This is a genomic window from Sphingobium chungbukense (genome assembly GCF_001005725.1).
Lineage (GTDB): Bacteria > Pseudomonadota > Alphaproteobacteria > Sphingomonadales > Sphingomonadaceae > Sphingobium > Sphingobium chungbukense.
The window spans coordinates 104,997-128,836 of the sequence record NZ_LBIC01000013.1; the positions used below are offsets into that span (position 1 = coordinate 104,997).

At 62.4% G+C, this 23,840-nt stretch carries 22 protein-coding genes and 1 pseudogene; 6 read left to right on the forward strand and 17 right to left on the reverse strand.

Annotation, left to right across the window (positions count from 1 at the left end):
• Positions 1-26: 26 nt before the first annotated feature.
• Together YP76_RS22930 and YP76_RS22935 are read right to left on the reverse strand one after the other, a co-directional pair.
• Positions 27-302, reverse strand: a complete 276-nt coding sequence (locus YP76_RS22930; RefSeq protein ID WP_004212703.1) for a DUF1971 domain-containing protein — start codon at positions 300-302, stop codon at positions 27-29.
• Positions 295-732 carry a group III truncated hemoglobin gene (locus tag YP76_RS22935; RefSeq protein WP_004212701.1) on the reverse strand — a complete coding sequence of 146 codons (438 nt, stop codon included), beginning with the start codon at positions 730-732 and terminating at the stop codon, positions 295-297. The genes YP76_RS22930 and YP76_RS22935 overlap by 8 nt, the downstream gene beginning before the upstream one ends.
• 109 nt (positions 733-841) lie before the next feature.
• Here YP76_RS22935 and YP76_RS22940 point away from each other — a divergent pair, with 109 nt between their 5' ends.
• The 3 genes from YP76_RS22940 (at position 842) to YP76_RS22950 (ending at position 4,368) form a co-directional block, all read left to right on the forward strand.
• The gene (locus YP76_RS22940; RefSeq protein WP_004212699.1) at positions 842-1,300 is read left to right on the forward strand and encodes an Rrf2 family transcriptional regulator; all 459 of its coding nucleotides are present in this window, start codon (positions 842-844) and stop codon (positions 1,298-1,300) included.
• A 311-nt stretch (positions 1,301-1,611) separates the two neighbouring features.
• Positions 1,612-2,022 (forward strand): cupin domain-containing protein, encoded by a 411-nt coding sequence (locus YP76_RS22945; RefSeq protein ID WP_232307696.1) that lies wholly within the window; start codon positions 1,612-1,614, stop codon positions 2,020-2,022.
• 78 nt (positions 2,023-2,100) lie between these two features.
• Positions 2,101-4,368, forward strand: a complete 2,268-nt coding sequence (locus YP76_RS22950) for a nitric-oxide reductase large subunit (RefSeq protein WP_025549136.1) — start codon at positions 2,101-2,103, stop codon at positions 4,366-4,368.
• A gap of 709 nt (positions 4,369-5,077) precedes the next feature.
• On the opposite strand, the gene YP76_RS22955 is transcribed toward YP76_RS22950, so the two are convergent.
• From YP76_RS22955 to YP76_RS28420, 15 genes and pseudogenes are all read right to left on the reverse strand, one after another.
• Complete coding sequence (locus tag YP76_RS22955; protein ID WP_004212694.1) at positions 5,078-5,536, reverse strand: TonB-dependent receptor domain-containing protein; 459 nt, start codon at positions 5,534-5,536, stop codon at positions 5,078-5,080.
• A gap of 256 nt (positions 5,537-5,792) precedes the next feature.
• Entirely contained in the window at positions 5,793-6,653 is an 861-nt protein-coding gene (istB, locus tag YP76_RS22960; RefSeq protein ID WP_046764954.1) for an IS21-like element helper ATPase IstB, read from the reverse strand.
• On the reverse strand, positions 6,650-7,912 hold the full coding sequence (istA, locus tag YP76_RS22965; RefSeq protein ID WP_046764955.1) for an IS21 family transposase: 1,263 nt from the start codon (positions 7,910-7,912) through the stop codon (positions 6,650-6,652). Before istA ends, istB (YP76_RS22960) begins: the two co-directional genes overlap by 4 nt.
• 99 nt (positions 7,913-8,011) lie before the next feature.
• Positions 8,012-8,788, reverse strand: a complete 777-nt coding sequence (gene istB / locus YP76_RS22970) for an IS21-like element helper ATPase IstB (protein ID WP_046765851.1) — start codon at positions 8,786-8,788, stop codon at positions 8,012-8,014.
• Positions 8,775-9,469, reverse strand: a pseudogene (locus YP76_RS22975) (Mu transposase domain-containing protein); the annotation flags it as partial. The gene istB (YP76_RS22970) and the pseudogene YP76_RS22975, both read right to left, overlap by 14 nt.
• A 401-nt stretch (positions 9,470-9,870) precedes the next feature.
• On the reverse strand, positions 9,871-10,152 hold the full coding sequence (locus YP76_RS22980; protein ID WP_004212690.1) for a type II toxin-antitoxin system YafQ family toxin: 282 nt from the start codon (positions 10,150-10,152) through the stop codon (positions 9,871-9,873).
• Complete coding sequence (locus YP76_RS22985) at positions 10,139-10,402, reverse strand: type II toxin-antitoxin system RelB/DinJ family antitoxin (protein WP_004212689.1); 264 nt, start codon at positions 10,400-10,402, stop codon at positions 10,139-10,141. Before YP76_RS22985 ends, YP76_RS22980 begins: the two co-directional genes overlap by 14 nt.
• Positions 10,403-10,785: 383 nt before the next feature.
• Complete coding sequence (locus tag YP76_RS22990; RefSeq protein ID WP_007683347.1) at positions 10,786-11,223, reverse strand: DUF411 domain-containing protein; 438 nt, start codon at positions 11,221-11,223, stop codon at positions 10,786-10,788.
• Between the two features lie 79 nt (positions 11,224-11,302).
• A complete protein-coding gene (locus YP76_RS22995; RefSeq protein ID WP_007683345.1) occupies positions 11,303-12,544 on the reverse strand; it encodes an MFS transporter in 1,242 nt (413 codons plus the stop codon).
• Positions 12,538-13,524, reverse strand: coding sequence for a copper resistance protein B (locus tag YP76_RS23000; RefSeq protein ID WP_004212678.1), 987 nt, complete (start codon positions 13,522-13,524; stop codon positions 12,538-12,540). Before YP76_RS23000 ends, YP76_RS22995 begins: the two co-directional genes overlap by 7 nt.
• Positions 13,521-15,227, reverse strand: coding sequence for a copper resistance system multicopper oxidase (locus tag YP76_RS23005; protein WP_021238859.1), 1,707 nt, complete (start codon positions 15,225-15,227; stop codon positions 13,521-13,523). The genes YP76_RS23000 and YP76_RS23005 overlap by 4 nt, the downstream gene beginning before the upstream one ends.
• Before the next feature lie 25 nt (positions 15,228-15,252).
• On the reverse strand, positions 15,253-16,278 hold the full coding sequence (adhP, locus tag YP76_RS23010) for an alcohol dehydrogenase AdhP (RefSeq protein WP_007683342.1): 1,026 nt from the start codon (positions 16,276-16,278) through the stop codon (positions 15,253-15,255).
• A 26-nt stretch (positions 16,279-16,304) separates the two neighbouring features.
• Positions 16,305-17,825, reverse strand: coding sequence for an aldehyde dehydrogenase family protein (locus tag YP76_RS23015; protein WP_025549141.1), 1,521 nt, complete (start codon positions 17,823-17,825; stop codon positions 16,305-16,307).
• Between the two features lie 253 nt (positions 17,826-18,078).
• Positions 18,079-18,408 carry a hypothetical protein gene (locus YP76_RS23020; protein WP_025549143.1) on the reverse strand — a complete coding sequence of 110 codons (330 nt, stop codon included), beginning with the start codon at positions 18,406-18,408 and terminating at the stop codon, positions 18,079-18,081.
• A gap of 148 nt (positions 18,409-18,556) precedes the next feature.
• On the reverse strand, positions 18,557-18,958 hold the full coding sequence (locus YP76_RS28420; RefSeq protein WP_061934281.1) for a hypothetical protein: 402 nt from the start codon (positions 18,956-18,958) through the stop codon (positions 18,557-18,559).
• Between the two features lie 398 nt (positions 18,959-19,356).
• On the opposite strand from YP76_RS28420, the gene YP76_RS28880 reads away from it, so the two are divergent.
• The 3 genes from YP76_RS28880 to YP76_RS27325 all read left to right on the forward strand — a co-directional run bounded on the left by YP76_RS28880 (position 19,357) and on the right by YP76_RS27325 (position 23,838).
• The gene (locus YP76_RS28880; RefSeq protein WP_046765852.1) at positions 19,357-19,578 is read left to right on the forward strand and encodes a hypothetical protein; all 222 of its coding nucleotides are present in this window, start codon (positions 19,357-19,359) and stop codon (positions 19,576-19,578) included.
• Positions 19,579-19,984: 406 nt separating this feature from the next.
• Positions 19,985-21,667 (forward strand): multicopper oxidase family protein, encoded by a 1,683-nt coding sequence (locus YP76_RS23035; RefSeq protein ID WP_021243539.1) that lies wholly within the window; start codon positions 19,985-19,987, stop codon positions 21,665-21,667.
• Between the two features lie 1,160 nt (positions 21,668-22,827).
• A complete protein-coding gene (locus tag YP76_RS27325; protein WP_081659635.1) occupies positions 22,828-23,838 on the forward strand; it encodes a universal stress protein in 1,011 nt (336 codons plus the stop codon).
• The last annotated feature ends 2 nt before the right edge of the window (positions 23,839-23,840 follow it).

Below are 23,840 nucleotides of genomic sequence, written 5' to 3' on the forward strand. Positions count from 1 at the left end.
TGGAAGGGATTCGAGTTTCCCGGCGATCAGGCGCCGGGCGGCTGATCATAGAAATCGACCCGCATTTTCATGGCGCCGATGGGCGTCACGAAGTGCGGCTGCTGCGGCAAGATCAATCCGGGCCGTTCGGGCGTCAGGACAACCTCCGACGGTGGATCGAGATAGGTCAGCCGAAGCTCACCCTCCAGAACGCGGATCAAACCCCAGACACCCGCCTTGGTATCATGGCGTGCCCGCAGGGCGGCCGGGAGCGTGTCCTGATCGAACACCGGCGTCGAACGATAGGGTAGAATGTCAGGCATGGGTGGGTACTCGCCGTTCGCAATGAATGGACCCGGCCTCGCCGTCAGCGACGCTTGGCCGATCGAGCCGAAAAAACATGGCAAGCTGCAGGCTCTCGGCAATCCGCTTCGCTTTCGCCTGCAGAGCCGCAGCTGCGTCGGGCGCCATCATCTCGTTTGTCGTACAGTCCCACAGCGCGAGCCAGCGGTCGAAAAGCGCTGGCGTTATCCTCGACCTGTGCTTCAGGTGCGCTGGCACGGGCTGGCCCTTGTATCGGCCACTGGCGAGCATGACGGATGACCAGAACGCCGCCAGCTTTTCGAGATGTTCCGGCCAGTCATCGATCGCGTCGTTGAAAATCGGCCCCAGGTCGGCATCTGCGCGAACGCGCGCGTAGAAGGCGTCGACAAGCTGCTTGAGCGCCTCATCCTTCAGTTCCAGCTCGGTCATTCGCCCGACTCCAATCATGTATCCCGAATGCATCTATACTTTTCCCTGAAAACATGCAAGATGAATACATCTTAATGCGACGAGCTGAGGAAGAGAGTGGGAACGCCCCATGAAACTGACCCTGTTCACCGACTATTCGATGCGCGTGCTGCTCTATCTGGGCGCGCGGCCTGACCGCCTGTGCTCGATCGGTGAGGTCGCGCAGGCCTACGGAATCTCGCAGAATCACTTGATGAAGGTGGTGAACCAACTCGCACGCAGTGGTGATGTGGAGAGTGTGCGTGGACGGTCGGGCGGCATCCGCCTGGGGCGGCCGCCCGAAGAGATCAACATCGGCGCACTCATACGCCAGACCGAGGACGGCTTCGATCTCGTTGACTGCGGCGGATGCGTGGTCGCGCCTGCATGTGGGCTGACGGGCGTGCTGAAGGAGGCGCTCGGCGCGTTCCTGGCGGTACTTGACCGCTATACGCTTGCCGACCTGCTGACGAAGCGGCGAGATCTCGCGTCGCTCTTCGAGCGTAACGCGGCCGATCGGTTCGAAACCCCTGCGGCGCCAGATGGATGATTGACGTCTTGGCGCATCGAAGCCGAAAAGGAGGAACGTGACATGTTCTGTCCAGAATGTGGTGAACCGGTCGATCCCGCTCCCTTTGACGGTCGTCGCCGCGCGTCGCGGTCATGGATCGCCGCAGGACTCCAAATCGGCGCGCGATGGGTAAAGGTATTGCGCGCTGGACGCTCCAAGCCGGACCGCACGCGGCAGTCCGCTTGCCCGTCTTGCTCCAATCATAAAACCACGAACACGGAAAGGAATTGAACGATATGGCCCTTCACCACGCAGCGCCCGGAGAAGTCGTCGATCTCTTGCCCGAGAACGTGACGACACATGAAGAACATTCCACAGCGATCGTGAAGGCGGACCATTTCGAAACCATCCGGCTGGTGATCCCGAGCGGCACCGAAATGCGCCAGCATCAGGTGCCGGGCAGCATCATGCTGCATTGCCTCGAGGGCCATGTGAAAGTCGAGCTCAGCGCAAGCTCGATCGAACTGCGGCGTAACCAGTGGGTCTATCTCGAAGGAGGCGCGCCGCACTCGGTCAAGGGCGCGGAAAACTCTGTGCTGCTTCTGACGATCCTCTTTCCGCCTGTAGAAGGATCACAGGCAAAAGCCGGCGCCGAGACCTTGGCGGTCGATGCCTATGACGATTGCGACTGTGTCGACCGGTGGGAAGCGGAAGGCGGTCCGGTCGTTCAATCGGATCAGCCTGCCCCCAGGAAGAATTGATCACGGGCGGCATGATGGCACGGCGCGCAGCGCGCTAGTCGCTTTGCTGTACCGCCTCGTAGCCCATAGGGGAGAACCATGGATCGAACACGTCAGCTCTGGATTTGGCTTCTATCATTGCTGGCAGTCTCTTTTGCCGTCCTGCTTCTGGTTGGCCGCGACATCAGCATTCAGGCGCCGCCGCTTCCCGCCAAGGTCGTGACCGCAAACGGCGAAACCGTCTTCACCCGTGCCGAGATGCAGCGTGGCCGCCAGGTCTGGCAATCTATGGGCGGCATGCAACTGGGCTCGATCTGGGGACACGGCGGCTACGTAGCGCCCGATTGGTCAGCCGACTGGTTGCACCGGGAATCACTGGCACTTCTCGATCTCTGGGCACAGCGGGATCTGGGCGGCGCCTTTGAGAGTTTAAACGAGGAACACAAGGCGCTCCTCCAGCGGCGGCTGCAAACGGAAATGCGCCGAAACACGTTTGAAGCGAGCACGGATACCATCACGATCAGCAACGATCGCGCGGTGGCAATCGAGCGGGTGGCAAAGCACTACGTCAATCTGTTCGGCAACGACCCCGCCACGGCCGAGCTGCGCGAAAACTATGCCATGAAGAACGATACGGTCCCCGACGCAGGGCACCGAGCCGCCATGACCTCCTTCTTCTGGTGGACGGCCTGGGCGGCCACAACGGAACGACAAGGGCGGACGACAACGTATACGAACAACTGGCCGAGCGAGCCGCTGGTCGGGAATCGCCCACCATCAAGTACATTCATCTGGTCGGCCTTCAGCGTCACCTTCCTGCTTGCCGGCATCGCGCTGTTGGGTTGGCACCATGCGGTGACGCACGGACGAAGGGAGAAGGAGCACGACCTCCCCGCGAAAGATCCGCTGCGCGAGATCGCGGTGACGCCTTCGATGCGGGCGACAGCCAAATATTTCTGGGTCGTTCTCGCACTGTTTCTCGCGCAGATCATGCTGGGTGCAATGACGGCCCACTATCAGGTCGAGGGGCAGCTGGTTTATGGCTATGAAGCGGCCGAGATCCTGCCTTATTCGATCACCCGCACCTGGCACACGCAGCTTGCCGTGCTGTGGATCGCGACAGCCTGGCTGGGAACGGGCCTCTACATAGCTCCTGCGATCTCGGGCCATGAACCGAGGTTCCAGGCTCTGGGTGCCAACATCCTCTGGGCCTGCCTCCTGATTATCGTCGTGGGCTCCTTTGCCGGGCAATGGCTCGCGGTGATGCAGAAACTGGGACTGGAGAGGAACTTCTGGTTCGGACACCAGGGCTGGGAATATGTCGATATGGGGCGCTTCTGGCAGTGGTTTCTCTTCATCGGCCTGATGCTCTGGCTTGTGCTCGTCGGCCGGGCGCTCTGGCCTGCGCTCAAAGAGAAGTCCGAATCCCGCCACATCACGATGCTGTTTTTCCTATCCGCCGTAGCCATCGGACTCTTCTACGGTGCCGGGCTGTTCTGGAATGAGCATACAGCGCTCTCCATGATTGAATATTGGCGTTGGTGGGTGGTCCATCTGTGGGTCGAAGGCTTTTTCGAGGTGTTCGCCACCGCGGTCATCGCCTTCCTCTTCACGCGCCTCGGCCTCATTCCGACACCCACCGCCACGGTCGCCGTCTTGTTTGCCACGATCATCTTCATGGCAGGCGGAGTGCTGGGAACGTTGCACCATCTCTACTTCGCGGGAACCTCGATCGCGGTGCTGGCGCTTGGCGCGAGCTTCTCAGCGCTCGAGGTCGTGCCGCTCGCCTATATTGGCTTCGAAGCTTATGAACACTGGAAGCTGAGCAGCGCGACACCCTGGATGCAGCGTTATAAATGGCCCGTCATGTTCTTCCTGGCGGTATCCTTCTGGAATCTCGTCGGAGCAGGCCTGTTCGGCTTCCTCATCAATCCGCCGCTGTCGCTCTATTACATGCAGGGTCTCAATCTGACGCCGCTGCACGGACACACCGCATTGTTCGGCGTATACGGCATGTTGGGCGTCGGGCTCGTCCTGTTCTGCCTGCGTGGCATGTTGCCGAACCTGATCTGGAACGAAGGCGTGCTGAAGACGAGCTTTTGGTGCTTCAACATCGGCCTTGCGTTGATGGCGCTCCTGACCTTGCTGCCACTTGGTACGCTTCAGCTGACCGCCGCGATTGACAAGGGCTACTGGTACGCTCGCTCGGCCGAGTTCATGCAGCAACCGGTGGTCGATCTGCTGGTGTGGCTGAGGGTTCCTGGAGATATCGTCTTTTCTGCCGGGGCGGTAGCGCTCGCCTGGTTTGTCGCCAGTCTTTGGCTCAGACCCCGGTCTGACGACAGCGAGGCGCAAATTGCACAGTGATCGATCGAGGAGTCCGATGCCGCGCAGTCCCAGCCAACCCTTGCTCGTGGGCTAGCCACGTTCTGTCGACAAACGCCACACTTGGATGCGAGTTTCGGTGAACCTTTTGTCCATGCGCACCAAACTTCTGTTCGCAGGTCTGGCAGCCGGGTCGATGGCTGCTCTATCCTCGCCCGCGATTGCTCAGATGCCGCCCGGCTCACGGGACTGTTCATTCCAGTCGCTATCGCCGGAGGAAAAGTCTCGGTACCAATCCCGTTACCGGCGCCGCGTGCGCGTCGATGGGCAAGCTTTTGCTGATAATGGCTGTATGAACAGGTGTGCATGACAGCCTCTGAGCGCAAAGCCCTCCGGCGTCCCCGCAAGGGCAAAAACTGCCGCGCCGTTTCGCGCCCCGTCACCAGCTTGGACGGATCCATGACAGTTGGCATCGGGCGCAAATGCGACTGACGCGCTCGATGCCGCACATGGCGATCATGGTGCGTTTCCAGGAGGGGACCAAATCCTACGCTAAGAATTTTGGCCAGCGATATTCTTCGCCGGTCAGGGTTATGTGCTCCCACCCCGCTCCTTACGGAGATCGAATCCACTGATCACTGAATTCTGACTTTAGAAACGTTTCTTGAATCGGGATCCATGGATGAAAAGGGGCCGACTCTCTGCATTCAGCGAATATTCGAACGCGAAGGCAGAAGGCCGGCCTGATCGATCAGAAGCTGATCGTTGCCGTGCCCCAAAAGCGGCGCCCTTCATCGAGCATCCAGTTGCCGTCGAGACCATCAAACCGGCCGCGGTCATCGACCGGCACGATCTTGTCGGTGACGTTGAGCACCGCCGCCCTCAGCGCGAAATTCTCATTGATCGTGAAATTGATGCCGACATCGAAGGTCGTGCTCCCTTCACGGGTGCGGGTGTTGAGCGCGCCGTTGCGGAACCCGCTGAAAGTCTGCTTGCCCGAGTAGTAGCCGAGCACATAGGCCGCGATCTGCTCGGTCGCTTGCCAGTCCAGGCGAACGTTGGCCATGTGCCTGGGCGTCTTGTCGAGCGGCGTTCCGTCAAGCGAACTGCCGTCGAAAGCGGGCTCGCCGCCACCCTTCCGGACGGAATCGGTGTAGGTATAATTCGCGGTCAGCAGCAATGCCGGGGTGATCGGCAGTCTGCCATTCACTTTGTCAAACGGCGCGCAAACGGGACCCCGTATAGGCGTTGAAGGGGGACCCCCTTTTCGAGATTGAGCGGAGGGTTGATGCCCTGCGCTGTGTGCGGCGGAGGTCGGGCGTAGCCCGGCCGGAGGCGTACACAGCGCAAGTTCGTTTTGAAGCTGGGGTGAGAGTGGCGGCTAACTGCTGTCAACGGGCGGCGAAGATTCCGCAAAAGTGGGCATCTAAAATTCCCTAGTTTGGCGGGACGGTCTGTGTCGGTGATCAGCCGTGATGGAGATCTGGCTTTTCCTTTGCTGGCGGTCGGCCGCGCCGTTTCGGCAAGGGCGGTGGGTTGATGGATGGAGTTGCGCGCGCATGCTCAGGCAGCAGGTCGGCGTGCTGTCGCATACGATAGCTCGAGCCCTCGATCTGGATGACAACGGCATGGTGAAGGAGGCGGTCCAACAAGGCCGTCGCCACCACAGGATCGCCAAAGACCTCGCCCCATTCGGCAAAGCCGCGGTTGGATGTGAGGATCATGGCGCCCTTTTCGTATCGGGCGTTGACGAGCTGGAAGAACAGGTTGCCGCCGCCCGGCGTGACAGGGAGATATCCGATCTCGTCGACGACGAGCAAGGAGGAGCGGCACAGGAAGCGGATCCTTTCGCGCAACGTGCCCTCGCGTTCAGCCTTGGCCAGCGCAGCGATCAGATCGGCAAGCGGGATGAAGTAGACGCTTTTGCCCGCCTTCACCGCCTCGACGGCGAGGGCGGTGGCGATATGGCTTTTCCCGGTGCCCGGCGGCCCCAGCAGATGCACGACCTCGGCCCGGTTGATGAAGTCCAGGCCGGCGAGCGCCAGGATCCGGTTGCGGTCGAGCGATGGCTGGAAGGAGAAGTCATATCCGTCCAGCGTCTTGATGATCGGCAGCCTGGCCATGCGCAGGGCTGCCTTGATCCTGCGGTTCTCCCGCAACGACAGTTCTTCGTTTAGCAATATGTCGATCGCCTCGACGCCATCGATCTTGCCCTGCTCGATCCCGCGCAGGGTGGCGTCGAGCATTTCCAGGGCGCGCGGCATTTTGAGATGGACCAGACTGCGGCGGATATTATCGACGCGGGACGCGGCTCCCCCATGGTTCATGGCCGTTCTCCCCGCGCCAGTTGGCTGCCGATCGCCTGATAGATAGCAAGGGAGCGCACGGCGACATGCTCGCCGATACGGCCAATGGTGATTGCATCCTTTGCGTGGTGACGACGCTTAGCGCCGCTGCCACCTGTCCGATGCGCAGGATCGATCCTGTACTGCCGGCGCCCCTCCAGGACAGGATGCTCGGCAATGACATTGCCCAGGTCGATGATCCGGATCTTGTCAGGCAGTTGCTGGATTTCGACGACGCGCCGGGAGCGGTCGGGGACGCTGTAATAGTTGCCGCCGACAGAGACCATTCCATCGTGGCTGACCCGGCGCTCCAGCTTCAGAACCGCGTCGAAGCGCCCCGCCGGGAGCAACTGCAACTCAGGCTGCTCGGCGGCAAAGGCGTGGGCGATGATCCGCTGCGTCGTGCCGTGGACACGGACGTTAGCGACGGTATCGAGCCAGTCGATAAGCTGGACATTGAGATCTTCCAGATTGCGGAAGCTCCGCCCGAGGAAGAAGTCTTTGCGGATGTAGCTGAACGGCCGCTCGACCTTTCCCTTGGTCTTGGCCCGATAGGGGCGACAGGCGCGCGGAACGAAGCGATAATGCCCCGCCAGAGCCAGCAATGATCGATTGTAGATGATGTGCCCCTGATCGTCTTCCCCGGTCACGGCGGTTTTCATGCGATCGTAGAGGATCTCGATCGGGACGCCTCCGATCGCTTCAAAGGCCTGCATATGGCAGCGCAACAGGGTTTGGAGATCCTGGTGCATGACATAGCGCGCGAACAGGAAGCGCGAATGCCCCAGCACCAGGCTGAACAGCCAGACAATCCGGCTGATGCCGGGTTCATCGGTAAAATCGACGACGAACCGGGCGAAGTCGACCTGCGCCTGCACGCCAGGCGGCGTCTCGAACCGAACCTCGAAGGGCTTGGGGCCATTTTCTGGTCGGATCGCTGCCAGGAACCGCTTCACAGCGGTATAGGCGCCCATATAGCCCAGCTCACGGATTTCACGCGTCAGGCGCGCCGCCGTCAGATCGGGAAAGGCCGTAACCCGCTCACGCAGAAATTCCAGATAGGGCGCCAGCTTGTTCGGCCGCCCCAATGCGCGTGGGCCATAGACCGGGGCTTCGACGCCCCGTTCAATATATTTGCGGATGGTCTTGGGATCGCGACCAGTGCGTCGGGCGATGGCGGATATCGATACGCCCTGCCGATGTAGCTCGAGGATCATCATCAATTCTCCAAGTCGGATCATCGGCCCCGTCTCCGCGTCTGCAAAGGAGATGAGGACGATGTCGGCTCATCTCATTCTGCCGGGGCTAGCCCCGGCAGAATGAGATGAAGGGGCCACCAACTAGGGAATTTTCAAAGCCCACTTTTGCGGAGAATTGCAGGACCGATGACAACTGCGGTTTTTGAAGCGCCAGCTGTCGTTGCCGGTCTCGACGATATCGCAGTGATGAGTGACGCGGTCGAGCAGAGCCGTGGTCATTTTGGGATCCCCGAACACGGTAGGCCATTCGCCGAAGGCGAGGTTGGTCGTGATAACGACGCTGGTGCGTTCGTAGAGCTTGCTGATCAGGTGGAACAGGAGCTGGCCACCAGAGCGCGCGAACGGCAGATATCCCAACTCATCGAGCACCACCAGGTCGAGCCGTGAGAGCTGTCCCGCCAGGGTCCCGCCCTTGCCGATCCGGGCCTCCTCTTCGAGGCGTGTCACCAGATCGACGGTGTTGAAGTATCGTGCCCGAGCCCCTTTGCGCACGACGTTGGCGGTAATCGCGATGGCGAGGTGGGTCTTGCCGGTGCCCGTGCCGCCGACGAGCACGATGTTGCGACGCGCCGGTAGGAAGGAGCCATCATGCAGGGAGCGGATCAGTCCCTCGTTGATCGGCGTCCCTTCGAAGCTGAACCGCTCCAGGTCCTTCACCACCGGCAGCCGCGCGGCCGTCATGCGATATCGGATCGAGGCGGCGTCGCGATGGGTGGCTTCCGCGCGGAGCAGATCGGTCAGGATCTCCATGGTGGTGCGCTGGCGCTGGAGGCCGGTGGTGACGGCCTCGTCGAACGCGGCCACCATGCCCTTGAGGCCCAGGCCGCGCATTGTGTCGATCATCTCATGCCGCTGCATCATAGCCTCGCAGTCGGTCATAGCTGGCACAGTCGGCGATCGGCGGGTGACTCAGCATCCGGTCTTCCGAAGTGACGATGCTATGGGGCGTCGCCGGCTCGCGGCGACGGGAGAGGATGTTGAGGATCAGGTCGTCGCTGACCGTTCCGCTCGCCAGCGCTTCGCGCACCGCCGCCTCGACCTGCTCCAGCCATCGGTGAGCACGGCCGAGAGCACCCGCACGAACCTGCGATCCGCCTCATCCCCGTGCCCCAGCCTGCGTCGCAGGCGATGGAGGGATGGCGGCAACTCCCAGTCCTGGAACGGCGCGCCGTTGCGCAGGGCACCGGGCTTGTGGGCCAGAACCGGCAGATAATGCCAGGGATCGTAAATGGTGCGGTTCCGCCCGAAGTGACGCTCATGTTCCCCGACGATCTCTTCGCCGCAGCGGATGACCATCCGGCCCGCATAGGCGCGCACCTGCACCGTGCGCCGCGCCGCCCTGGACATGACCGAGTAGCGGTTGCGGTCGAAGCTGATGAGGCAGGTGCCGGTGACGGCATGCTCGCTCTCATGGAAGCCATCGAAGGGCGCCAGGATCGGCTGCAGGACAGGCCGCTCCATCTCCAGCGCCTAGGCCACGGTGATATCGCCGCGCTCGGGATGGGTGTGGTGCTCGGCCCAGCGCCGGCACTCCGCCTTCCTTCTCACGATCTGGCTTTTGAGCCATTCGAGCATGGAATCTTTTGCCATCATGGGCGTCGTCGTCGCTCTCGGCAGCATCGTCTACCGGGCCAGCATCCGCCGGTCATCAACGTAGGGGTCACGACGGTGGAGCGAGCGGTCGGCTCTTCAAGCCCAACGCGATCGGCTCATTTCTCGCTCACCAGTCGTGAACTAACGGCAAATTTGTCAGAATTTGAGGGTGAAAGTGATTTATGGCCCTCATTTTTGTTTCAAGCAGCGCCTGCCGAATGCATCTCTGCGATTGATGTCTTCTGCAAAAGCTTGTTGGCATCGGATGCTCGCTGATCACACCTAACCCGTAATCGTGCCTCTGGCTGACATACCCGACAAACGTATAAGCTCGCCATGCGCGGGCGTCACCAACCCAATTCCGCGTGCGATCCCAAGCGCACAAGCTGCAAGGTGTCGTCATCGGGCTTGCGGTAAATCAGCACGAGGTCGGGCTTTATGTGGCAATCGCGATGGTCGCGCCAGTCGCCGGTCAGCGCATGGTCGCGGTGGCGCGGTTCAAGCGGCTCGTCGGATGCCAGCGCCTCGATGATCGGGATCAGGTCAGCGTCCAGCGTCTTGGCGTGCTGCCCCTTCTTCTCCCGCTTGTAGTCGCGCTTGAACCGCCCGAAGCGTTCAATCGTCCGCATTGAGGTCGGCCATCAGGTCGACCACCGTGGCGAACCGCTTGCCCTTTCCCTCGCGCGCTTCCTTCATGGCCTCGATCGTCTCGGCATTGGGCACCAGCGGTTCAAACGGCAAGGCCTTGTCGCGGGCAACGCGGGTCAGCATCAGGCGCACGGCATCGGAGACGGTCAGCCCCATAGCAGCCAGCACGGTCGCGGCTTCCTCCTTCACCGCTCCGTCGATCCGGGTCTGCACAAGAGCGTTTGCGGCCATGTCGATTTCCTTTCTGCATGACGATGTAATGCAAGCGAACGCAAAGTGCAATCAGGCAAAGCCCCGGCTATCGACATGGCGACCGGGCTTCGCGTTTTTCACCTTCAATGCTGTGAGTGCCATCGGTTCGGGGCCCTGATCGGGAATGTTGGGGCCGTTCTCACACTTTCGGTGGGCAAACGGTCCCACAATCGTTCCACATTTTGGGCCAAATTCAGGCAAATCAGGGAGACGACCGCGAACAACTTACAAGACAAATCGTTGCTTTTTCAGTGTAGGTAGGGGTAGGGACGCCATCAGCTCGCTTGACACAAGGTTCTACACTCGACAGCGGGGTCCTCTACCACCGGGCAATTCTGCAGGATGCTGCAAACCGCGCGATATCAATGGCGGGCGAAAATTCGCTGACCGGCGCTGCCGAAGGCCACCACCGTATAGGGTTGGCGGGCAGCGCCTGCCACTTCCATGCCCTCCGAACCGATCGGCATCCCCGCAACCGCAATGCCTTTGACGCCCGCAGGACGGGTCGCCAGCAAGCGCTTGACGTCGGATATCGGGACATGGCCCTCGATCATATAGCCATCGACGATCGCGCTGTGGCAAGATGCCAGCGTCCGGGGCATGCCGGCCTTGCGCTGAAGCTCGCTGCGCGACGCATCGTCACGCATGACGACCTTGCGTCCCAGCTTCGCGCGCACGGCCTGCGCCCACTTCTCGCAACATCCACATCCCGGATCCCGGTGGACGACGATATCACTGGCCGCAAGCGCTACGCCGGGCATGGCGAGGAACAGCAAGGCGACGAATAGGCGGGTCTTCATGAAATGACTCCCGGAAGAACGATAAGCATGGGGCAGAGGCCCCTTCTTTTCTATACGCATCAATGCGCCCCTCCCCTCATCACGCAGATGATTTTACGATGGCGGGCGGCCTCCAGGCTAGCGGCAGGGACACAAGCAGCGCTAGCGATAGACCACCAATCCCCCACAGAACGAGCGGCTGCGCCCCGGGAGCGACGATGGCTATCGCCAGCGGCGCGAGCGCCTGCCCGATGCTGGCGGCGGAATGCTGGAAACCGAGCTTCACGCCTGAAGGGGCCCCGCCGCCGCTGATCCAGAAGCTGGTGACCAATCGAAGGGTTGCCGAGCTCCAGCCGGCAGCAACGATGATCCCACTGAGCTCGGCCATACTCGCGGCGACAGGAAACATGAAAAGTGCCACAGCCAGCAGGCCCAGCGTCAATCCGGCAAGCCGCCTCGGCACAGTGACCAGCCAATCCAGCTTTGCATGGAAGATCTGTGCCGCCAGCATGCCCAATCCGCAGAGACTGAGCATCCAGGCGATCTCTTCGCGGCTCAGCGAAATGGCGCTCCGCGTCACCAGGAGATTGACATGCATCGCCGCCAGCCCGCCGCCCGCGACGATCGTGATAAAAAGCAGGATCAACGTCGCGCCGAGCGTAGGCGCGGGCAGGTCTCCGCCATCGATGCAAGGTGCACACCAGCGCGGCAGACGCACGGCGCAAAGCGCCGCCCCGACGGCACCGATGCCGAGAGCGAGGATCATGAGGGGAGCGCGGGGCAGGATCGCGGCCGAGACCTCCGCCACCAGCGGACCGGCGAGATCGCCCAGAAACACGAAGGCGGTCAGCCAGGTGAAGCGGCGCGCCTGGTCCGCGCGCCCGCTTGCGGCAAAGCTCGCGCAGAGCAAGCCCAACGGTATGATGGCGGCCGACGCCATCCCCGCCACCAGACGCAATGCATAAAGCTCAGGCAACCCGACGAGGCCGATCGGCGCGGTCACCAGCGCGAGGATGACCAGCGCTGCGCGCAACATCGCCCGATAGTCGACCCGGTCCGCGATCCAGCCCCAGAGCGGCGCCGCCAGCAAGGCTGCCAGGGGATGGACCGCGGTCAGGCTCGCGACGTGAAAATCATGAGCGCTTGACGATAGCGCGCCACGAGCCGGGTCGACCAGTGCCGGAAGGAAGGCGAGAATGGCCGTCTGTCCCGCCGACGCCGCAGCCGCCGCGAGCAACAAGACGAAAAAGGAGGCCGGCCAGCGACCGTTGGCTTGCGATCCAGCCTTGTCACGCGGCGCGTTCGCGGTCGATCCCTCGAGTGGCCATCCGCGGATCACCACCAGGCGCGCAAGCCGATCACCAGCCTGTGTTCGGAAGGCCCTTCCCTGCGCAGGCGACGGAAATCGGCCGTGCCGTCAAATGCGCGCTCCCAGACGAAGCCGATATAGGGCGCGAACTTGCGCGACACCTCGTAGCGCAACCGTCCGCTCAGCTCGACATTGCTGAAGCCGCTGCCGAGCTGCCGATCGCTCGACCGCTTCGAATAGATATTGGTCTCTACCTGCGGTGTGAGGATCAACCGATTGGTGAACAGGACCTCATAGGAGGCCTTGGCGCGCGCCGCGAGACGCCCATCGGTCCCTACATAGCCGGTGAGCTGGACGTCGAACCAATAAGGCGCCAGTCCCTCGACGCCGGCGGCCAGCCATGTCGTCGCGCCCTTGCCGAGATCCTGCCTGACCCCGAGCAGCGTGCCCCAGAACGGGTTCTTGCTGTGCCACCACAGCGCCTCGACGCTGCTCTCCGGATCGAGACGTTGGTCGCGGGAGTTCTTGAGGCCCTGGCTGCGCAGCCAGAGCTTGTCATTGTCCTGACCCTTGGTGACGAGCACGGTCCAACCCACGCCCTGACCCTCGTTGCCGCTGGCGAATTCGAGCTCATCGACAAGTATCTTGGGGATCGAGAGCTTGTCGGCCATCTCATAGCCCGGCAGCGTCGAGTTGCGATAGCCGTCGGCATAATCGTCCGAGTTGCGCGCGTCCGGCGGGGCCTTGCCACCCTGCATCGAGCCCATGTCCATCGTGGCGCCGTTACCGGACGCCTTCGTGTCGGTCATATCCATGCCCGGCATGTCCATGCCCGCATGGTCCTGAGAGCCTTGCGCGGAAGGGGTGTGCTGAGCGGGAGTGGCCGTTTGGGCAGGGGTGGCGGCGGGCGACGGGGGCGAGGCATCCTGCGCGAGGGCGGGAGCCGTGATCGCCGGCGCCAGGAAGAGGGCAGCGCCAAGAGCGATGCCGCGCGAGGGGAAAATCCGGATCATGCGACCACCACCTCCCGGAACATGCCGGCCGCCATGTGATAGAGCAGATGGCAGTGGAAGGCCCATCGGCCCATGGCGTCGGCGGTGACGCGGAAGCTCACCCGCTGGGCGGGCTGGACCACGACCGTATGCTTGCGGACCTGGAAGGCGCCGTCCGGGCCTTCGACATCGCTCCACATGCCGTGCAGATGCATCGGATGCGCCATCATCGTGTCGTTGACGAAGGTGACGCGCAGCCGCTCGTTTGGCTTGAAATGAAGCGGCCTGGAATCGTTGAGCTTGATGCCGTCGAGCGACCAGATGAACCGTTCCATATTGCCCGTCAGATGCAGCTCGATGTCGCGCTCGGGCTCGCGCGGGTCGGGATCGCCGCCCGGCGTGCGCAGATCGGCCAGCGTCAGCACGCGCCAGCCGCGCCCGCGCAGCCCGGCGCCGGGATCGTCGAGATTGGTGCGCGGATAGTCGACGCGCATGTCGGTATTGGCGCCATATTCGGTGCGGGCGTGCCGTGCCCTGGCCGGCATCTCGGTCATGCCGTGCCCGGCATGCGCGTCGCCTCCCATTGCGCCCATCGTCGCCATCGCGCCCATCATGTCGACCGGCTCGAGCCAGGTCCGGGCATCGAGCGGCGGCACGGCTGCCGCCATGCCCGGGGCCGGTGCGATCGTGCCACGCGCATAGCCGCTCCGATCGATCGCCTGCGCGAAGATGGTGCGGGCGCCGCCCTCGGGCATGGTGAACTCGACGTCGTAGGTCTCGCCCGGGCCGATCCGGAATTCCTCGACCGTGACCGGCTCGACCGGCTGCCCGTCGGTCGATACGACCGTCAGCTCGACCCCGGGGATCCGCACGTCGAAGAACGTCGCCGTCCCCGCGCCGACGAAGCGCAGGCGCACGCGCTCGCCGGGCGCGGCGATACCGGTCCAGTTGCCGGCGGGCGGCGCGCCGTTCATCAGATAGGTGTAGGTCGCGGCAGAGACATCGCTGTAGTCGGTCGGGTTCATCCGCGAGCTGTTCCACATCCGCCGCCGCTCGAGCGCCTTGCCCAAGCCCATGGTGCCGACATCCTTGAGGAAATCGCCGGCGGTCGGCTGCGCAAAATTATAGTAGCTGCTCTGCTTCTTGAGATTGAGGAAGATCTGCAACGGCGGCTCGTCCGACCAGTCGCTGAGCACGATGCAATAGTCGCGATCGGGCGCCCGCGCCGTCGGCACCTGTTTTGGCTCCACGATGATCGCTCCATAGAGTCCCGTCTGCTCGGCGAGCGTGTGAGCGTGATACCAGTAGGTTCCGCTCTGGCGGACCTCGAAGCGATAGGTGAAGGTCTCGCCCGGCGCGATGCCGGCAAAGCTGATGCCGGGCACGCCGTCCATCTCCGCCGGCACGATGATGCCGTGCCAATGGATGCTCGACATCTCCTTGAGGCCGTTGCGCACACGGAGCGTGACCGTGTCGCCTTCGCGCAGGCGCAGGACCGGCGCGGGCACGCTGCCGTTCACGGCGGTCGCGATACGGCGTTTGCCGGTGAAGTTGACTGGCAGCTCGGCGATCTCGAGGTCGAACTCGGTCCCGCTAAGCTCGGCGGGCGAGACTGGGGCGGATCGCGCGAGAAGCGCCGGGGCGAAGCCGGCAACCGCGCCGCCGATCGCCAGCCCCTGGACGAAACGGCGCCGTGCGATCGGCCGGATATGTAAGGGAGACATGAACTGTACTTTCGCGAAGTCGGGTTCAGGCGAGGTCGAGGACGATCCGGCCCTCGATGTCGCCATGGTGCATGCGGGAGAAGACGTCGTTGATGTTCTCCAGCTTGTCTGCATGGACCGTGGCCTTGACCTTGCCGTCGCCGGCGAACGCCAGTGCCTCGAGCAGATCGAGCCGCGTGCCGACGATCGAGCCTCGCACGGTAATGCCGTTCAGCACGGTGTCGAAGATCGACAGCGGGAAGTCGCCCGGCGGCAGACCATTGAGCGCGACCGTGCCGCCGCGCCGGACCATGCCGAGCGCCTGCTGGAACGCCTTGGGCGAAACGGCGGTGACGAGCGCTCCGTGCGCGCCGCCTATCGCCTTCTTGAGCGCTGCCGAAGGGTCCTCGCTGTGCGCGTTGACCGTCAGTGTGGCGCCAAGGCGTGTAGCGAGGTCGAGCTTGCTATCGTCGATGTCGACCGCGGCCACATTGAGACCCATGGCACGGGCATATTGCACCGCCATGTGGCCGAGCCCGCCGATCCCTGAGACGACCACCCACTCGCCGGGTCGGGCCTCGGTGGCCTTCAATCCCTTGTAGACGGTGACGCCCGCGCAGAGGATCGGCGCAATGTCGAGGAAGTCGACATTGTCGGGAAGGTGACCAACATAGTTGGGATCGGCGAGGACATATTCGGCAAAGCTGCCATTGACCGAATAGCCGGTGTTCTGCTGTTCGTGGCAAAGCGTCTCCCAGCCACCCAGGCAATGCACGCAATGCCCGCAGGCGGTGTAGAGCCAGGGCACACCGACCCGGTCGCCTTCCTTCACATGGGTGACGCCCGCACCGACGGCGGCGACATGCCCGACGCCTTCATGGCCAGGAATGAAGGGCGGGTTGGGTTTGACCGGCCAGTCCCCTTCTGCCGCGTGCAGGTCGGTATGGCACACGCCGGTTGCCGCAATCTTGACCAGGATCTGCCCGGGGCCGACCGTCGGGATCGGCGCGTCCTCGATGACCAGGGGCTTGCCGAATTCGCGGACGACCGCCGCCTTCATGGTTTTCGCCATGTCCGTTTCTCCTTTTGAGCGAGGGGTCAGAACAGGCCGAGCGCGTGCTCGTCATAGGAGACGAGCAGGTTCTTGGTCTGCTGATAATGGTCGAGCATCATCCGGTGATTTTCACGCCCGAAGCCCGACGCCTTGTATCCGCCGAAGGCGGCATGGGCGGGGTACTGGTGATAGCAGTTGGTCCAGACCCGCCCGGCCTCGATCGCGCGGCCCAGACGGTAGGCGGTGTTGCCGCTCCGGGTCCAGACGCCCGCGCCAAGACCGTAGGCGGTGTCGTTGGCAAGTGCGATCGCCTCCTCGACCGTCTTGAAGGTGGTGACCGCCAGGACGGGACCGAAGATCTCCTCCTGGAAGATGCGCATGTGGTTCTGACCCACGAACACGGTCGGCTGTACGAAATAGCCCTGGTCGAGCGCACCGCCCGGCAGCGCCCTGGCGCCACCGACCAGACACTGCGCGCCCTCGGCCTTGCCGATATCGATATAGCCCAGGATCTTGTGGAGCTGGTCCTCCGACGCCTGCGCGCCGACCTGGACCGACGGGTCGAGCGGATCGCCCTGGCGGATCGCGGCGACGCGCGCCACGGCGCGCTCGATGAAGCGGTCGAAGATCGACTCATGGATCAGGGCGCGCGACGGGCAGGTACAGACCTCGCCCTTGTTGAAGGCGAACAAAGTAAAGCCTTCGAGCGCCTTGTCGAAGAAGGCATCGTCCTCGTCGAGCACGTCCGCCATGAAGATGTTGGGCGACTTGCCGCCAAGCTCCATCGTCTGGGGGATCAGATGGTCCGCCGCGGCGTGCATGATCTGCTTGCCGGTGACGGTCTCGCCGGTGAACGAGACCTTGGCGATGCGCGGATTGGCGGCGATCGCCTGGCCGACGGTCCGTCCCGGGCCGGTGACGACATTGAGCACGCCGGGCGGCAGGATGTCGGCGGTGAGCTCGGCGAACATCAGCAAGGTGAGCGGCGTCTGGGATGCGGGCTTGATGACGGTGCAGTTGCCCGCCGCCAGCGCCGGGGCGATCTTCCACGCCGCCATCAGCAGCGGGAAGTTCCACGGGATGATCTGGCCGACGACGCCGAGCGGCTCGCGGAAATGATAGGCGATGGTGTCGGCATCGATCGTCGAGATGCCGCCTTCCTCCGCCCGGATGCAGCCGGCGAAGTAGCGGAAATGGTCGATTGCAAGCGGCACGTCGGCAGCGCGGGTCTCGCGGATCGGCTTGCCATTGTCGATCGTCTCGGCAAGCGCCAGCAGCTCCAGATTATCCTCGAGCCGGTCGGCGACGCGATTGAGAATCCTGGCGCGCTCGGCGGGCGCGATCCTTGCCCATTGATCCTTGGCGGCGTGCGCCGCATCGAGCGCGCGCTCGACATCTTCCGGCGTCGACAGCGCGAACTCGGCGATCTGGGCGCCATTGATCGGGCTCTTGTCGGCGAAATACTCGCCGCTCGCAGGAGCGCTCCAGCGGCCTCCGATGAAATTATCATAGCGGTGTCGGAAGGAGGCCGCCGCGTTAATGGTCCCGATCGCCTTCTCGAACATAACCTGACTCCATCTCTATCGATGGCCTGACGGAGTAGTCTCTTTGCCCGGGCGGCCTATAAGTAAGTTCCGCAGAAGGTAGTCTGGTATCGGTGTCGCGGGCTTTAAGGGTCGGACACGCCAACGGAGCCGATGAATATTCATCGACTCCTGAACCTATTCGCGCACGCCTGATCGGAATTATGCCGAGACAGGCGTTACTCGGCCGAGTCTTCTTTTGGCGAGGGCGGCGATTGGCATTCCAATTCTGGCGTTACGCCCGGGCGCGCTTTAGGCTCACCCAATCGCCTTTCTGAAACGTCCCGTCCCTCACGCGGAAATGAGCGTAATGGTCGTCGAAAATCTGGTCGACTTCGACATGACCGACAAGGCGGCGGTGGCGCGGCGTTGCGTGATAGACTTCGAGTATCTGCCCGATGTGCGCGCCATCGGCCTTGCCCAGGCAGGCCACTGTGCCGCCCGCATCCATACGGACGATCTTGCCGCGCATGAACAAGCTATGGCCGATACCCTGTGCGAGGAGGGGCGTGCTGCCAAAGAGCAGAAAGCCAATAGCAGCACCGACGCCAAGATGATTTCGCATCGCTGTTTCCTCTGTCACGTCAGACGCTCGGACCCGGTTTTGAAGGCCGGGAGCACGGGCGACGCTGGGCATCGTCAAAGAACTGGCCCGCCGCGGGGGCGGCGGCGGGCCCTCAGCCCCGGGGGGTGTTTTATCGGGGCTGGAAACTTCACATGTCGCTCATCGGCTTGTCGGCCATGGGCTTGGCGGTCTTCTTCTTCGCCGCCGGCTTGGCCTTCTTCATCGGCATCTTGCAGCAGCCACTCTTCGCCTTACCGGCCATGCCCGAGCCGTTCGATGCAGGCGAGCCGCCGGACATGCCGGCCATCCCCGACATGCCCTGTTGATCCTGCTGGGCCGGTTGCCCCTGCTGCTTCTGCGCGCCGGCCTGATGATCCTTCATCATCTGATCGTGCATCTGCTGCCCGCCATGATCCATGCCCTGCTGGTGGGCATGGGCCGGCGCAGTCTGCGCGGGCGCGGGCGTCGACTGGGCGAGAGCGGTGCCGGCGGCGAAGGTTAGCGTCGCGAAGAGGCTGACGGTCGCCGCTAGAAATGTCGTCTGTCGCATTGAGGGTCTCCGAGTGTTCGTCCTGTTGCCCGATCGACGTTCCGATCCCGGCAATTCCGAAGCTTCAATGCTGCTAGCGAGACGCAGTCTGTATACGTAACTTACGAATCCGCTTTGGATCGCGACTAGCATGCGCGGGATCGTGCGGGGTGGACCATGGTCCAAGGTCAAGCGAATTCATGATCCCGCTTGATGGCGGCCGACAGCGAAGTGCAAAAACCAATTGGCCCGCCGTGGGAGAACGGCGGGCCAAAGCTGCAGTTGAACCAGGCCACGGTCGTTGGCCACCCAGCCTCGTGATCGGAGCTGGCTTAAGTGCAGGGTCAGCAACCGCCCCGCGACCTACGCAACATGCGGGAGGCTCCGTCCTGGGTTCCCATCTCCCGCATAGCGATCCGATGGTCCTGCATCATCTCACCGTGCATCGGCACTTCGCGGTGTCGCATTCCTTGCATCTGGGCCGTGTCGGACCGAGCCGGCGCCGGCTTCGCCTTGAGCGTCTGCTCAAGGTCCGGCATGCCCGGCGGCATCCCATCGGCGAGAACTGGCCCGGCGCCGACGGCAAGGACGCCAAAGGCTGCGAGCGAAGCGATAATCGCTGCTTTCTTGCGCAAATATGATTCCTTCAAGTCTGAGTTTCAGTTCGACCGGACACATGCCCGGTCGATTCTCGCTCCCCAGGGAGCTTGCCGTTGAGATGGTGTCGGCCTGGAGGCGGCAGTATACGTAATTTGCGAAGCCGGCGGTCAGCTTGCCATGTCCGCTTTAGTTCGGCTATTAGCAAAAGCTGGGCGCGGATGACCGAAGACGGCGGCCATCAAAGCCTCCGCCTAGCCCGAGCACTGGAAAGCGACGCCGCCTGCTGCAGTGGCAAACAGCGAAACGTAAATCGCACGCCGCTTTTGCTTCGGCGCGATCGTGGCAAGGCTCACCGCCGAACCAGCCACTCGGACTGGCCCAGGCTAAATTGTCGGAATAGACGCTCGCTCGGATCGGTGCCGCAGTGATTGAACGCTCGCCTGGCTGATGATTGATCAACTGGCGAGGGCCGCAACCAGCTTAGAAGGGCAATTTTTTCTTCCCAGAGGGGGCGGGCACAAAAGCGATCGGTTCGGGTATTACGGATATTGCCCTCCCGAGCGCCCTTTAAGGGAAGAGCGGCGCTTCGCCTCGGTGGATCTCATCGGGATCGAGAAAAGCGCGTTTGCGTCAGTTTCACGATTGCTCAGGAGGGGCTTCGAAATGACTTTTCTGAGCCGGCGAACTCTCTTGGCGGGCGGAGGCCTCCTGCTGGGGGCGGCATGCACGCGCAGATTTGCGACGCCGGACCAAGCAGGCACGCTGCCCATTCCTCGCCTGTTAGATGCACGCGACCATGGGCAGAGAATTGGACTGAGGGCGCAGGAAGGGGAAACCACTTTCTTCCCAGGGCGGCGGAGCGCCACCATGGGATACAACGGCAGCTATCTCGGCCCGACTCTGCGGGTACATCGCGGGGACGACGTGACGGTGACTGTCAGCAACAATCTGTCTGCTGATACCACGGTTCACTGGCACGGGCTGCTCGTACCGGGAGAGCTGGACGGCAGCCCCCACCAGACCATTAGTCCAGGCGAGACTTGGCGTCCGACGCTGCCGATCCGTCAGCCGGCGGCCACTCTCTTTTATCATTCCCATGCACACGGCCGAACGGCGGAGCAGGTCTATGCAGGCCTAGCGGGATTGCTCTTCGTCACCGACGAGGAAGAGCAAGGTCTCGGTTTGCCTTCAGATTACGGCGTCGACGATCTACCAATATTGATCCAGGATCGGCAGTTCGTGGATGGCCGTCTGGTGTTACCGGCGGGCATGATGGTGGCGTTGGACGGGAGGCGGGGCAACGTTATTCTCGTAAACGGCGCGTACAACCCGCGAGCAGACGTTCCCAGAAGCTTAGTGCGGCTGCGGCTTGTAAATGGTTCGAATGCCCGGACTTACGATCTTTCGTTCAGCGACGGACGAGCCTTTTATTGGATCGGCACCGAGGGCGGCCTTTTGGAAAAGTCCGTTGAATTGCAGTCCCTCACTCTGGCCTCCGGTCAGCGGGCGGAGATCTTGGTGGACTTCAGCGATGGCAAACCGGTCTCGTTGGTCTCGGCTCCGGACCAAAGCACCCTGAGGATGCATGGCATGGGCATGATGCATCGGCACGAGGCTAGCGAAAACAACGCAGGCAATGAAACTGTCCTCACATTCTCACCGCGCTTGGCATCGAGCAAGCGAGGTAGCACCACGCTTCCGCTCCTCTTGGCGTCCCGCGCGGTGCCAAATCCGGCGACGGTCGTCGCACGGCGACGTCTGGTGCTCAACATGAGGCTGGGGGGCATGATGGATAGCGACGAAGAGCCGCTAACGATCAACCACAGGCGATTCGATATGGATCGAATCGATGAGGAGGTCGAGCTTGGCGCCGTCGAGATATGGAAAGTCTCCGGGCAGAAAATGGCCCATCCCTTCCACATTCATGGAGTGCACTTCGACGTGCTAAGTCGCGATGGCGAGGAGCCAGATCTTCTTGATCAGGGGCCACGTGACACCATCGTCGTGGACGAACCGGTCGAGTTATTAATCCGCTTCGACCAGCCTGCTTCAAAGGCGCCCTTCCTGTTCCATTGCCATATCCTGGAGCACGAGGACGAAGGCATGATGGGTCAGTTTTCCGTGACGTAGTGGGAACAACTCAAGAATCGAAATCCCGCATATGCCAATAAGGGGGCAATGCTCGACGTATGACTTCGAACTCCACTCTCGTTTTTGTTCCCTTTTCGGGCTTGGGCCAGAACGTTTCGCACATCTCGATCGAAGGCATTCGATCATCCCGGACACTTGTGCATCACATGACGAACCCTGCGGTTCGTCACGGCCACTAGGCGCCGCGGGCCGCGCTCTATAATGACCATACGCTTGTCGGGCCGTCCCGCGGCCGCTGTCAGTACTCGCGGCAATGAGTAATAGATGGTATCGCCGCGTTCATACCACTTTCCTCCGCCAAGCGGCGTCTGGTCAGGCAATCGGATTTCGCTGTAAGATCCGTTGCGATTAAGAACCCAGGCCATCCCCGACTTACAGCCGGATCGGCCATCAAATGACCAGACACCCGCGAGCTTGGTGGTCGAGGTATCTTCCCCTGCGGGAACGACCCTGGCCGGCGAAGGTAGCGTTGGCACAGTGAGCGCGGCGAAAATCGCCCAGATGGAACACGACCACCGTGTGAAAGTGAGCAGCCGGCATCGAAATAACCCGTTAAGCGCGATCGTCATACTATTTCCTTCCGATCCACACTCACTGCGCTGAGAGCTTCGTTGGTTGCCCTTGGCAGACTATGCAGACCATCTGCCGGCGGTAATGCGTATTTGCCGCTAGACAGAAGGGACGCCTGCCACGGCATCTGATCGCAGATCGCCCAGGACAAGGCAGGCGGCGCAGAACTTGGGATGACGGTGATCGGCTCATGCGCAGGGCAAGCGAGCGACCATATGAGCGGTAACGGGGGCGACGAGTTCGCTTCCGGACGAGGAAAAGGTGGCCCGGTGACCTTCACTCTATCCCGACATGTTGGTTTGGACGCTCAAGCCGGGTACCGAGGCGGAGGCATATAGGCCCGCCCGATGTACTAGTCGCAAGCGACCGGCTTTCGGTTCTGATGCTCTTGCGACCCGGTCAACCGACCGATCGCCATTCGTATATATCACAATTTCGCGGGTCGTTCCCCCCAGATAGGGTCAGAGCAGGTTCGAGTCGTGGAGGGTACGCCAGGCCGAAATGCCGGATGTTCCCGCTGTCCTAGCCGCCACGAATTCGATGGAGATCCAAGGCAAGAGGAGCATTTGATGTCAGCCGCTTCAGCATTTCCAGCTCTGGCGCAGGCGTCCCCCCGACCGCAGTCCGGGATTGTCGCCTGCATCGATTGCTCCGATCATGATGCGTGGATCTACTCACACGCTCGTGCGCTCGCGACAACGCTCGACGTTCCTATTACCCTGCTACAAGTACTTGACGGCGAGGGCTCGACGCGCTCTCGTCCAGACCCGATTGAATGTAACCTCCGGCGGCGCGAAGCCCTGCGCGCCCTCGATCGATGCGCCGCCGCGACCAGCGCACCTCCAACCAAAACCTCCATCGAACTGGCCGAAGGCCAAACCGCGGAGGAAATTTGCCGCTTTGTCCGAGAGTGCGACGACGGCATGGTCGTACTGGGAAGACGAGGCAGGCAAGAGGCCGGTCGCCCGGGCATGGGGGCAACCGTGCACAAGGTGCTCATGCAGACGCCAGCCCCGGTCCTGCTCGTACCGGTAGAGGCCCCGCTTCCGGCAGCGCCCTACAGAAGGGTTGTGGTGCCGCTTGACGGCTCTCGCTGGGCTGAGAGCGTGCTGCCCCTAGCTGTGCGTCTTGCGAAGGCCTCGGAAGCGGAACTCCTGCTTGTCCATGTCGTCCCTACGCCCGAGATGATCGAGGCACGGCCCCTGGAAGTCGAGGACAAGAAGCTTCAACAAGCCCTTATAGAGCGAAATGAGCAAGCAGCACGCAGCTACCTGGATCGAACGAAATCCAACCTCTCGGCGTCCGGTCTACGAATGCGTACGATTTCGATCCGTGGCGAGGATGTACGCGAGGTGCTGTGCGATCTTATTCAGCGCGAGAGGGCCGATATTGCCGTCCTGTCCGCGCGCGGCCACAGCCATCGGCATGTTTCCGACGTACCCTATGGAACGGTCGCCTCCTACCTGATGACGCATTGCAATGTACCAATGCTCGTAACGCCTGCGACAATCCGCTCGGGAAAAGCGCAGATCGCCGTAGGGCATAATTGCCTCCGGCTACCCCTCGCCGCCCAAGCCTGATC